General features: G+C 53.1%; 11 protein-coding genes. 5 read left to right on the plus strand and 6 right to left on the minus strand.

Annotated elements, in window-relative coordinates; translation table 11 throughout:
- The first annotated feature begins 20 nt into the window (after nt 1–20).
- Nucleotides 21–530 (plus strand): crossover junction endodeoxyribonuclease RuvC, encoded by a 510-nt coding sequence (gene ruvC, locus IPK01_01445; GenBank protein MBK7932162.1) that lies wholly within the window; start codon nt 21–23, stop codon nt 528–530.
- A 25-nt stretch (nt 531–555) separates the two neighbouring features.
- Nucleotides 556–1,326, plus strand: a complete 771-nt coding sequence (locus IPK01_01450; GenBank protein MBK7932163.1) for a hypothetical protein — start codon at nt 556–558, stop codon at nt 1,324–1,326.
- A 4-nt stretch (nt 1,327–1,330) separates the two neighbouring features.
- Here the strand turns inward: IPK01_01450 and IPK01_01455 are convergent, their stop codons facing one another.
- The 6 genes from IPK01_01455 to IPK01_01480 form a co-directional block, all read right to left on the minus strand.
- The gene (locus IPK01_01455; protein MBK7932164.1) at nt 1,331–1,786 is read right to left on the minus strand and encodes a GNAT family N-acetyltransferase; all 456 of its coding nucleotides are present in this window, start codon (nt 1,784–1,786) and stop codon (nt 1,331–1,333) included.
- Nucleotides 1,770–2,678, minus strand: coding sequence for a pseudouridine-5'-phosphate glycosidase (locus IPK01_01460; protein MBK7932165.1), 909 nt, complete (start codon nt 2,676–2,678; stop codon nt 1,770–1,772). Before IPK01_01460 ends, IPK01_01455 begins: the two co-directional genes overlap by 17 nt.
- 132 nt (nt 2,679–2,810) lie before the next feature.
- A complete protein-coding gene (gene lepB, locus IPK01_01465; protein ID MBK7932166.1) occupies nt 2,811–3,644 on the minus strand; it encodes a signal peptidase I in 834 nt (277 codons plus the stop codon).
- A gap of 24 nt (nt 3,645–3,668) precedes the next feature.
- The gene (rnc, locus tag IPK01_01470; protein MBK7932167.1) at nt 3,669–4,400 is read right to left on the minus strand and encodes a ribonuclease III; all 732 of its coding nucleotides are present in this window, start codon (nt 4,398–4,400) and stop codon (nt 3,669–3,671) included.
- A 90-nt stretch (nt 4,401–4,490) separates the two neighbouring features.
- The gene (locus tag IPK01_01475; protein MBK7932168.1) at nt 4,491–5,828 is read right to left on the minus strand and encodes a hypothetical protein; all 1,338 of its coding nucleotides are present in this window, start codon (nt 5,826–5,828) and stop codon (nt 4,491–4,493) included.
- Between the two features lie 306 nt (nt 5,829–6,134).
- Nucleotides 6,135–7,814, minus strand: coding sequence for a hypothetical protein (locus IPK01_01480; protein MBK7932169.1), 1,680 nt, complete (start codon nt 7,812–7,814; stop codon nt 6,135–6,137).
- Between the two features lie 171 nt (nt 7,815–7,985).
- On the opposite strand from IPK01_01480, the gene IPK01_01485 reads away from it, so the two are divergent.
- From IPK01_01485 to IPK01_01495, 3 genes are all read left to right on the plus strand, one after another.
- The gene (locus IPK01_01485; protein MBK7932170.1) at nt 7,986–9,497 is read left to right on the plus strand and encodes a HAMP domain-containing protein; all 1,512 of its coding nucleotides are present in this window, start codon (nt 7,986–7,988) and stop codon (nt 9,495–9,497) included.
- A 46-nt stretch (nt 9,498–9,543) separates the two neighbouring features.
- Nucleotides 9,544–10,902 carry a sigma-54-dependent Fis family transcriptional regulator gene (locus IPK01_01490; protein ID MBK7932171.1) on the plus strand — a complete coding sequence of 453 codons (1,359 nt, stop codon included), beginning with the start codon at nt 9,544–9,546 and terminating at the stop codon, nt 10,900–10,902.
- A 95-nt stretch (nt 10,903–10,997) separates the two neighbouring features.
- Nucleotides 10,998–11,624, plus strand: a complete 627-nt coding sequence (locus IPK01_01495; GenBank protein MBK7932172.1) for a DUF4126 domain-containing protein — start codon at nt 10,998–11,000, stop codon at nt 11,622–11,624.
- The last annotated feature ends 28 nt before the right edge of the window (nt 11,625–11,652 follow it).

The following is an 11,652-nucleotide window of genomic DNA, read 5'->3' on the forward strand; positions in this document are numbered from 1 at the left end:
ATAAGCGGTAAATCGATAAAATGCGTGTTTTAGGAATCGATCCGGGCAGCGAAACGCTCGGTTGGGGTGTGGTCGACGGCACCGGAACCAAATACACGCTGGTGGATTTCGGCACCGTCAGGTCGAGTACGCGCGATGCTTTCTCCAAGCGGCTGCACAATATTTATGATGCCGTCGCTGACCTGATGGCGATACATTCGCCGGATGTGTTGTCGGTTGAAGACACGTTTTACGCGGTGAATGTTGGTGTCGCTTTGAAACTCGGGCAGGTTCGCGGCCTCATGCTTCTGCTCGCCGAGCAGCGAGGAATGGCGATTGCCGAATATGCCCCGCGATTGATAAAGCAAACCGTCGTCGGCCACGGCAACGCAGAAAAGCACCAAGTACAGCAGATGGTCAAGATCCTGCTCAAGATGAAAACGATACCGACGCCGCACGACGCGGCCGACGCCCTCGCGATCGCGATCTGTCATTTTCATCATGCCGGCATGCAGGACAAGATCAGGAAAGCCGATAAGCGGCAAAAATGATCTCAACGCTACGATCGGGAACGTGATGAAACTCCCTTTACTTGCAACACTCCTTCTCACGATCGCCGCGATCAGCGGCACAGTGAACGCACAGCCCAAAAAGCCTACTGTACAAACAAAGCCCCGGCCTTCAGCCGCAAAAGCGGCCGAGGTTGGAAAAACGGCTGTCGTTGTGGATGAGACCCTTTCCGTCGTTCGCGAGGAACCGAGCCTGTATGCCCGCCCGATCCATCGTATACAGCGCGGTCGAAATGTCCAGATCGTCAGCGTTGCCGAGGCTGATGGTGTTAAATTCTTCAAGATCGCCGCACCGCCGAGCAGTTTTGGTTGGGTACAGGCAGATGCGGTGTTCGGCAGGTTTCGCACGTCCGATGACGAACGCCTTGCAAGGCTCGTGCAGGCCCTGGACGGTTTTGATCACGTCGAAGCGGCAGGCGAGTATTTTGCACTCTTTCCCGAATCGAAATTCCGCCCTGCGATCCTGCTGCTGTATGGCGACATTCTCGAACTGATCGCTGCTAAGCTATCCAAGGACGCATCAAGCCGCTTGAATCGCAGCGAAATGGCAGCGTCTAATGCGCCTATGCATAGCTATTATCTGAACTTCAATATGCTCGACCGGTATCGCAAACTCGGCGTTGTCTTTCTGTTCAATTCGGCGACAAAACAATACCATTACAACGGCGGAAGTTGGGCTGAGATAATCAAGAAACACGCCGGAACTCCCGAAGCCGTCGAGGCACAAAAGCGGATGGATTCTTTGAAAGCAAAGATGGAAAAGCGTCCGACAAAATAAACGGTCAAACTTCCTTGGTCATAAAAACGCTGTTCGGATCGTCGAGGTATTCGGCAAAAGGGCCGCAAAATTCAAATCCACAACTTGCATAGAGCCTTCGTGCCGGTTCGAACTCTTCCATCGAACCGGTTTCGAGACTGACGCGGCCGTAACCGCGTCGAACCGACTCGCTGATGATATGAGCCAATATTTGCCTCGCGACGCCTTTTCTCAGATGTCCTGATGCCGTCCGCATCGATTTTACCTCGGCGTGCGTGTCATCGAGTTCTTTTAACGCACCGCAGCCGAGTAATTCATCGCCTTCCCAAGCTGTCCAAAAAGTGATATCGGGCGCACGGAGTTTGTCGAGATCTAACGCGTGAACACTTTCAGGCGGCGAGATCGCCCTCATGTTCTCAAGATGCTCATTAAGCAGTCCGTGTATCCGTGGATCGGTCAGACCGTCAACTCTGATTTCCATTTGCTATGGCTGCCGCGACCAATGCGGCGACTCGGGCATTGTTTTCAAGCAAAGCGATATTTGCTGTGAGCGTTCGTCCGCCGCTTCGCTCGGACATCTGCGAGAGCAGGAACGGCGTGATCTCTTTACCTAGCACGCCTCGGTCATCGGCGAGCTTCAGGGCATCGGCGAGGATCGCTTCGAGTTCGCCGCGGTCGATCTCAAATTCCGTTGGGATCGGCACGGTCAGTAGGATCGAGTTTTTTAACCCCAGCTCATCGCGGGCACTTGCGACCTTCGCCACATCTTCTGCCGACTCAACGCGTTCGTCGATCGCCAACCCGCTTGCCCGCGAATAGAACGCCGGCAGTTCGCCGCATTGCCATCCGAGCACGGTGATGCCGTTCGTCTCGAGCCATTCACGCGTTCGCGGCAGGTCGAGGACGATCTTAGCTCCGGAACAAACGACCATGATCGGCGTTTGTGCGAGTTCCGGCAGGTCGGCAGAAATATCGGCGTCAAACCCGCGATGTACGCCGCCGATGCCGCCCGTCGCGAAGATCTTGATACCGGCCCGATGTGCGACAAAGGCGGTCGTCGCGACCGTCGTCGCGCAATCCAATTTGTTAGCGACAGCGATCGGCAGGTCGCGGCGTGATATCTTGCGAATGTCCTTTCGAGTCGCAAGCTGTTCGATCTGTTCCTCGACGAGCCCGACGTAAAATTCGCCTCCAAACACCGCTATCGTTGCCGGGACCGCTCCGCTGTCACGGACGATCTGCTCAAGTTTTATCGCCGTTTCGAGGTTTTGCGGATAAGGCAGGCCGTGGGCGATAACGGTCGACTCAAGCGCGACGACGGGTTGTCGCTGCTTAATAGCACTTGATACTTCTTCTGAGATACTTAACTTCATATTGCCGTTCGCTTTAGCGAACGGATGTCGTGCTCAAATGAAAACGGGCTTTAGCCCAACGCAAAAGTTGGGCTAAAGCCCGTGTTGAGGATCCAATTCTAACCGTTGCCTAAAAGCAACGGCAATACAACTCTATTTCACAAACTTTCCGATCCGGCTAAGGCGCGGGTGCGTTAGGCAGCCAAAGACACTTCCGTTCGAGGCACCTCGATCACAAGACCAATAAACGAACATCGCCCGCCCAATGATCAGGTCGCGCGGCACAAATCCCCATCCTCGACTGTCATCGCTCCGGTCACGGCTGTCGCCCATCACAAAGAAATGGTTATCTGGAACCCTCATCGGTTTTCCCTGGACCCCGAAATCCCAATCGCTGACCGAAAGATCCCTGCCCGATTGAACGAGATTCATCCGCTTTTCCGCATAATAGACGTCCCATTTTTCGTCCGGCTTTCGTTCTTCGAATTCTTTGGTCGTCAGGGCGGAGATGTCATCGGCCGCATCGCCCAACACTCGGTGTTCAGCCAATAGTTCGCCGTTAATAAAGACCTGATTATTCTTGAATTGAACCGTCTCGCCGGGCAATCCGATCACCCGTTTGACGTAATTGATCTGATATTTAACGAGGCCGCGTTCGCGGTCCGACGCGGGATTCACGGCATCACCCGGATATTTGAACACGATTATGTCGCCGCGTTCGATCTCACGCTGAGGCAGAAAAGGTAAACTGCTGCTGCCTCCGGGCGTGAAAATGAATTTGTTTACGAGCAGGTAATCACCGACGAGGATCGTATTCTGCATCGAGCCCGTCGGAACTGTTACCGCCTGCAAGATGAACGTCATGCCGAATATCGCCATCACAAGTGTAACGGCAAACGATTCGAAATACTCACGAAACGTCGATTTGGGAGGGCCGGTAGGTTTTGATCCGGAAGCCTCAGTATTCTCTTTCTCTTCTGTGCTCATAATCTGAACAAAAATGTGTCTGTCTCAATTAGCGTGTTTCGTATGCTTCCCTCCACCGGAAAGCTCAGCCAATGCCTCGTTTGCCGCCATCATTTCTGCGGCCTTTATCGATCGCCCTTCGCCCATTGCCTTACCGCCCGACCAAACAGCCTCAACATAGAACTTTCGCTGATGTGGCGGGCCGTCAACGCGAATTACATTGTAACTTGGCGCGACGAGTTTTTCAGCCTGGAGCCTCTCTTGCAGCATCGTTTTATAATCAAGCGAGCTTTTGGGAGTGGCGGACTTTATTTCATCCGCAAATATTTTGCCGACAAACGCCCGGGCCTTGATGTAGCCGCCGTCGAAAAATATCGCCCCAATGATCGCCTCGAGCGTATTTGCCAGCAGTGCTTGCTTTTTCCGTCCGCCGGTCTTTTCTTCGCCGCGGCCGACGCGAATATATTGTCCGATCTCAATTTCGGCAGCGATCTTTGCAAGTGTCACGGTGCTGACAAGATGGTGCTTCATCAGCGTTAGATCGCCTTCGCTGAGCCGTGGATTATTGCGAAATACCTGCTCTGCTATCGCTAAGCCGAGCACCGAATCACCCACAAATTCGAGCGATTCATTTTCCACTGCCCTGATCTCTTCGTCCGACGCTGCCGGCATATTTTCGAACGCCCACGAGCGATGCGTGACGGCGCGTTCCAGTATCGTCAGGTCCGAAAATTTGTGGCCCGTCAGATTTTCGAGCGTTGCCAATTTCGAGGTCATTGTCCCTAATTCTATTGAGAATGATTCGAAAAAGAAAGCCGGACGCCTATAAATAAAGCGTCCGGCCCGATCTTTAGACAATTCGATCTATTAACGTGCAGCTTTTTTCTTCACAGCCGCGACGGCAGGCTTTGCTCCGGCAGGCTTTGCACCGGCAGGTGTTGGTTTTGCTGCTGGTCCTGCCGGCTTGACCGGTGCAGTTCCGCTGGGCGTCGACGGTTTAACGGTCACAGGCGTTCCGGGTCCCGGAGTTGCGGTCGTCGTCGATGCCTTTTCAGCATCGAGCACCGGCGTGATCGGTGTTGACGGATTTACTATCGGTTTCGCAGCAGCCATGTCGATCCATGTATCAACGGTCGGCGTGGTCGCATCGGGCTTTTGGAAGCGAATATCATATATCTGCTTAAAGCTGGCCTTCAAACTGTCACGGTACGCTTTGCTCGCCGGTGTCATTGGAGCGAATTTGAAAGCTCGTGCGTAAGCATCCATTACTCGCTCGGCGGCTCCGTTGACCATGCCGGTCTTGTCTTTGATAGCATCAACTTTCTGCTGTTTGACCTCAGGAGTATCCGCGTCGACAGGTGCCGGAAGGGCTTTGAGCTCCTCGATATTCTTATTCAGATCAAGGACATAGAACGATGCGATCGAGCTGTAGACGACCGGATTGGTCTTCGTGTCAGACGCGATCTGCGATGCCTTGTACATATAATCGGCAGCACCCTTCTTGTCTTTTCGGTCATTGAAAAGAATGTATCCGATCGTGTAGTTCATCCAGCCGAGGGCATCGTCCTTACCTTTGTATACGAACGGTGCTACGCCCCACGCCGCAAATGTCTTGCCGGCTTCGATGTCAGCGATCGACGACTTCGCGTATCTGATAGTATCCTCGTTCCATTTTGTCACGCTCGGCGACTTTCCGGTCTCATCGAGGCCAATGGAGCCGAGAACGAGCTTTGCGGCACGATATTTATCTGCCCGGTCCTTTTTCTGCTTTTGCACTTCAGGCGTATCTGCTGCCGAGTTGACGTCGATATCGACGTACTTTGAAACAACTTCCTTTCCGGAGGCATAGACGTCATCCCAGTTCTTCGCCTTCATGCCGTCGTCGAACCTCTTCAACAACGCATTCTCGTAATTTCTCTCTTCGATCCGTTTGATCACAGCTTCCATACCCGGAAGGCTGTCCTTGATGAAGATACCGCCGTCCTTTGTCGGTTCACAGCTGCCATATTTGGTGACAAATTCTTTGCCTTTCTCAACTGCAAGTTTTCGGCTCGCAAGATCTTTCTTCTCAAAAAGTGCGGTCCATTCCGCATAGGCGGCAGTCGCGGCGTCACAGGCATCTTGAGCCATGACGCTATGCGAACCGGCACCAAGCAAAACCGTCAAGATCGCCGCAAAAAATAATTGTCTGTAGATCGTTTTCATTTAGTTCGTCCTCCGCCAAATAATGTCGGCGTACTATTTATTCCGCGGCAACCGAATTAACGGTTTCGCGTGAAATCAGATGATTAGCAAAATAAATTAGTTGCAATACTTCGTATCGAATATCTACACTCGGCGGCAAATAGCGAAACAATCACCCAACTTTAGGAAAAGTAAATAATCCCGTAGTTTTTGCAGTTGTGTCAAGCGGACATCGAAACGATACGAAACAAAAAGCATCAATACGCGTTTTTGTCCTAAAAGGTTTTGATCCGAACACAAAAACCCTTATCTTTTGGGCAGTTTCAGCTATTGCGGCTTTGCTAGACGTTCACGCTTCTTATTTTGTTGATCGTTGATAATGGTCGTTGTTTTGCCATCCTTTGAATAGGTGATCACGACCGGGGGAAATGTCGGCTGCGAACTGCCCGTTTTCTGGACGAGTTTTTTCTCGGTTCGCGGTGCATTCGGCACGACTATTACATTACGGCCGTCATTCCGATTGCCGTTTGCGTCAGCGATGTCGCCCTTTGCGAGGTCAGCATCGTCGGCCTCGTCATCATCATCCTCATTCGCTGCAGCAACAGTCGATGCTGCAGTGATCGCAGTTTTAGGCTGAATATGAAACTCGGTCTGCGCGAGGTTGCGGTCGGTTCGGACGATCTGGGGCGAAAGTGCGGAATAGATCTTAGCGGCGACAGCTGCGGCGACACGTCCTCGTGCATTGGGGCCGCGGGTAATGACAGCGATCGCATATTTGGGCTGCTCGATCGGTGCGACAGATGTAAACAGGCCAACCCACGAGCCTTTGTCGATGCACGAGCCGGTCTTTCCGGCAACGCCGAGATTCTGGTCCATATTGCGGCGGGCAGTGCCGTATGCGGCGGCACCCATCATTCCGGGAATTACACGGCGAACATTCTGCTGCGGTAGTTCGACTTTGGCCTTATAGAATGTCTGAAAGTTTGCCTTCTCTACCGTATTTCGCGGGACACGCGGCAGAACGCGGTTGCCGCCATTGGTCAAAGCTGCTGCCATAACGGCTAGCTGGAGCGTCGAAACCTCAGTGTCGTCGCCGTGTGAGTAGATGCGTGCGTTATTATTGTTGTACGGCAGACGGCCGGGAGCCTCGCCTTCGAGATTGATGCCGGTCGGGGCACCGAGGCCGAGTTGACGGCCGTATTCGACCAACTTTTGGTTGCCAATGCTAGCACCAGCACGCTGGAAATACGGATTGTCCGAGAATGCTAACGCGTCATCTAGATTTCGCCGTGTCGAGGCATTGCGGACACTGCCGTTCTCTTTGCTGATGACGCCTTCGTTCAAACCGGCGGCGGCAGTCACAAGTTTGATCGTCGAACAAGGCCTGATCGTGCTGCGAACGGCCCAATTCTGATTAACAATAGTCAAAACCTTGCCCGTCTGAGCTTCCATCACAACGACCGAACCGGCGTTTCCGCCAAGAGCATTTATCGCGGCATTACGGATGGCGAGGTCCTCGCCGTCGATCCGGTCGTTTGCGATATTCGTTTCGGTCTCAGTTCGCAGGCCGCGGATATATGCCTGTTGTCGGGCGATCGCTTCACGGCGGGCCTGCTCGCGGCGGCGTTGTTCCGCAAGGGCGGCCTGGCGGCGTTCCTCTTCTTTGCGGCGGCGTTCAGCTGACTCTTTTTTCGATTCAGTAGAACGCTTGTCTGCTTTTTTGGTCTTTGCGTCCTTAGCCTTGGCGTCGGCTACGCGTTTTGCTTTGTCGTCCTTTGCACGAGAATTCTTACTGTTCTTTGCTTGTTCCTTTTCTTTCCGTTTGTCTTTCTTGGCATCCTTTGCCTTTGCAGTCGCCTTCTTATTATCAGCGGCTTTCTTGGCGGCGGCCTTTTTGTCGGCTGGCTTTCGCGTTTGGGCAGTCGAATCGAACGAAACAGTGAAAATGACCGCAAGGATCGCAACCAGCGAAACTAAACGGAATTTTTCGGGGAACATAAATTTCATGCTTTACCTCGTGCTAATTGGATTGGAGAAGAGTTTGAGGAAAGAGCGTAAATTCTAGACCTGATAACCCTGAAATTCGTAGATCAGGAATTTGCGTTCAAACTAACCAAAACTATAACATTCAACCGACGCACGTGGCAAGCGGTATTAGGGCAGCGGTTTTTCAGATCCATGACGTTTCTAAACACATTTCGCGGACGGCTGCTGCTGATACTCGCATTTTTGCTGATCACGACGCTCGGCGTCCAGTATTATCTCAACCTGCTCACGCAGCGGCAGAACAACGATCTGCGCGAAGCCCAAACCCGTGCCCTTGTTGCCGGGATCGCCATTGGCTCGAACGGAATCACGTCGAGCGAATACATGCAGGACCTCGTCAAACGCGAGGATCAGACCTTCTTTGACGACACCGCGACCGAACGCATTAAGGACGTAATAATCGTCGATAACGAATGGCGGATCGCGGACAGCCTTAATCCCGCACTTGAGCCGAAGGTCGACGAAAATGGCAATGCTGTCTATAGAAAGCTATCAGACCTGACCGATCTGCCAAGACTGATGGAGGCGAGCCGCCTCGGCGAGGATCTGAAACAGTTTCCAAATAATACGGGTACAGGCGTCAGTGAAGATGACGAGGCACACGCCATTCCGATCGAGACGAGCAAAGGCCGCTGGTATGTGATGGTGCTGCTCAAAAATGACAAGAGCAAGGCCGCCTGGCGCGCCGCACAGCCGCTTGTTTACACGCTCGGAGTGCTGATGGTTTCGTCGCTCATCACATTTTTACTCGTGTGGCGATTTTCGCGTCCCATCGCCGACCTTTCGGTCGCGGCCAAGCACGTTGCCGATGGCGACCTCACTGTTCGTGTACCGCAGAACCATAGCGATGAGCTAGGCCGGCTCGGCGGCAATTTCAATGAAATGACCGCCGAACTCGAGAAAAAACGTGATCTCGAAGCCCAACTCCAACAAGCCGAAAAAAGCGCCGTCGTGGGCCGTCTAGGTTCCGCCATCGCCCACGAGATCCGCAATCCGCTCAATTACATCAACCTGACGCTCGACCATCTGCGTTCGAAATATGCCCCCGAAGAAGCGGAAAAACGTGAGAAATTTGACAAGCTCACCTCGCAGTTAAAGGATGAGGTCGGCCGCATCAATTCGCAGATATCCGATTTTCTTAACTACTCACGACCCGCGAACGCCAACCTGCGTGCAGTGGTGGCTCGTCAGATAGTCGAAGATTCGCTCCGCATCGTCGAGGCACAGGCGGCCGAGAACAACATCAAGATCGGCGTCGTCGAACACGAAAACGTACCGCAGATACTGGGCGACCCTGAATTCTTGCGAAGCGTATTTAACAACCTTTTCATCAACGCCGTCCAGTCGATGGGCACCGAAGGAGGACATCTGAGCGTCAAAATATCGCCGGACAACGGCTTTGTCCGTTTCGAGATCACAGACACAGGCAACGGCATCCCGGCCGAAAACCTCTCAAAGATATTCGAACCGTATTTCTCAACCAAAGAAACCGGCACCGGCCTCGGCCTCGCGATCGTCCACAAAATAGTCGACATCCACAACGGCACGATCGAGGTCGAATCAACCGAGGGCGAGGGAACGAAATTTACGGTAAAATTACCGAAAGCGGAAGTAGATTTACCACATAGAAACGTAGAAACATAGAAAGCAAAATGGCCTCTGCCTATGTACCTATGTGGTGAAAATAATTATGGCAAGAAAATCAATACTCGTCGTGGACGACGAGAAAAATCAACGCGAAATTTTAGAAACGATCCTTTCGGGCGAGGGCTACGACGTGACGACCGCTTCGTCGGGCGAGGCGGCGATGAAGTTTGTCGCGGACCGGCATTTTGACCTTGTTTTGACCGATCTCAAGATGACCGGCATGAGCGGGCTTGATCTGCTCAAGCAGCTCACGGATTTTGACAAATCTATCATCGTCATTTTGCTGACGGCTCACGGCTCGGTCGACTCGGCGGTGGACGCGATGCGTTTGGGAGCGTTCGAGTATCTGCAAAAGCCCTATGACAGCGAAAATCTGCTCTCGACCGTCTCGCGCGCGTTAAAGAAACTGACAACGCTGGACGCCGAGATCATTTCGGTCTCGCCCGAGATGGACAAGGTCAAAAAACTGATCGTCAAGATCGCCAAATCTAATTCGACCGTCCTAATCCGCGGCGAAAGCGGCACCGGCAAAGAGCTGATCGCGAGATCGATCCACACTAACAGCTTGCGTTCGAGCGAGACATTTCAGGCAGTAAACTGTGCCGCGATCAACGAAAATCTGCTCGAATCCGAACTCTTCGGCCACGAAAAAGGCTCATTCACCGGTGCCGTCGCCGACAAAAAAGGTTTGTTCGAGATCGCCCACAACGGCACGTTGTTCTTAGACGAGATCGGCGAACTCGACATCTCGCTGCAAGCAAAAATATTGAGAGCTTTGCAGGAAAAACAGATACGCCGCGTCGGCGGGATCCGCGATATCGACGTCGATGTCCGCGTCGTCGCCGCCACCAACCGCGACCTGCTCCACATGGTCGAGGAAAAACGATTTCGCGAGGATCTTTATTACCGTTTGAACGTCCTCTCGATCGAACTTCCCGCCCTTCGCGAACGCCGCACCGACGTTCCGGTCCTGATCGATTATTTCGTCAAAAAACATACCCGCGGTACAAACCGCAAGATCACATTCGAAACTCCCGCCCGACGCCTGCTCGAGGAATACGCCTATCCCGGCAACGTCCGCCAGCTCGAATCAGCCATCGAACGCGCGATCCTGCTCTGCGAAAACGACACCATCACCATCGACGATCTCCCGCCCGAGATGACCGGCGCACGGGGCACAAGCGGCGTGAGTTCCAACGACCTCTTCAAACTCCCCGCCGAAGGCGTCAATTTCGAAGAGGTCGAACGCAGCCTAATAATGCAGGCTATGGACCGCACCGACAACAACATCACCAAGTCGGCCAAACTGCTCGGCCTAACCTTCCGCACGCTCCAATACCGCCTCGAAAAATTTGGATTTAAGAAAGACGGAGATGGAACCGAAGAGGCTGACGAATCGTAATCTGACCATGCTTGATCTCGAACAGGATATTTTAGTAGACAATAATGTGCATCCTGTCTATCCTGTTTGAGTGTTCGTGTCGGAGGTAGATCGCGATGGAATGGTTTTCAACTTTAAGTCTCGCACTTGGCTCCGCCTGGACGTCGGGGATCAATCTCTACGCGACGGTTTCGGTTCTTGGTTTGCTCCAAAAATTTGGAGCTACCAAGCTGCCGGGCGGGCTTGATGTGCTGGACAACTGGTGGATCATAGGCTTTGCGATCGGACTTTACCTGGTCGAGTTTTTCGCCGACAAAATACCGTATGTCGACAGTGTCTGGGATGTGGTACACACCTTCATCCGCATTCCGGCCGGAGCGATCGTCGCGTACGCGGCGACCGATCAGCTCGACCCGAGCATCTACATTCCGGCCGCTCTCGTCGGCGGCGGTTTGGCATTTGGCTCGCACGGGACAAAGGCCGCACTCCGCGTCGGTGCCAATCTCTCGCCCGAGCCTGTTTCAAATTGGGCACTCTCAATTGTCGAAGACGTCATCGCATTCGTCGGGGCACTTCTGGCCGTCTTCGCACCGATCATCATCATGTCGATCCTCGGAATATTCGTGGTCGCATTCATCTGGTTTTTCCCAAAGATCATCCGGGCCCTAATGCGAATGATGCGGGCCGTCGCTGCGTTTTTTCGAGGCGAGAGTTTTCGCGAAGTAGCCCGCAAGGCAGGCTAAACAAGATCGTTCTTCGGTTGTAGAATTT

The organism is Acidobacteriota bacterium, assembly GCA_016713675.1.
In the GTDB taxonomy this organism is placed as follows: Bacteria; Acidobacteriota; Blastocatellia; order Pyrinomonadales; family Pyrinomonadaceae; genus OLB17.

What these genes read in the sequence shown, in the direction of transcription:
- ruvC (MBK7932162.1), top strand. Translation starts at nt 21, where the DNA reads ATGCGTGTTTTAGGAATCGATCCGGGCAGCGAAACGCTCGGTTGGGGT.
- IPK01_01450 (MBK7932163.1), top strand. Translation starts at nt 556, where the DNA reads ATGAAACTCCCTTTACTTGCAACACTCCTTCTCACGATCGCCGCGATC.
- IPK01_01455 (MBK7932164.1), bottom strand. Translation starts at nt 1,786, where the DNA reads ATGGAAATCAGAGTTGACGGTCTGACCGATCCACGGATACACGGACTG.
- IPK01_01460 (MBK7932165.1), bottom strand. Translation starts at nt 2,678, where the DNA reads ATGAAGTTAAGTATCTCAGAAGAAGTATCAAGTGCTATTAAGCAGCGA.
- lepB (MBK7932166.1), bottom strand. Translation starts at nt 3,644, where the DNA reads ATGAGCACAGAAGAGAAAGAGAATACTGAGGCTTCCGGATCAAAACCT.
- rnc (MBK7932167.1), bottom strand. Translation starts at nt 4,400, where the DNA reads ATGACCTCGAAATTGGCAACGCTCGAAAATCTGACGGGCCACAAATTT.
- IPK01_01475 (MBK7932168.1), bottom strand. Translation starts at nt 5,828, where the DNA reads ATGAAAACGATCTACAGACAATTATTTTTTGCGGCGATCTTGACGGTT.
- IPK01_01480 (MBK7932169.1), bottom strand. Translation starts at nt 7,814, where the DNA reads ATGAAATTTATGTTCCCCGAAAAATTCCGTTTAGTTTCGCTGGTTGCG.
- IPK01_01485 (MBK7932170.1), top strand. Translation starts at nt 7,986, where the DNA reads ATGACGTTTCTAAACACATTTCGCGGACGGCTGCTGCTGATACTCGCA.
- IPK01_01490 (MBK7932171.1), top strand. Translation starts at nt 9,544, where the DNA reads ATGGCAAGAAAATCAATACTCGTCGTGGACGACGAGAAAAATCAACGC.
- IPK01_01495 (MBK7932172.1), top strand. Translation starts at nt 10,998, where the DNA reads ATGGAATGGTTTTCAACTTTAAGTCTCGCACTTGGCTCCGCCTGGACG.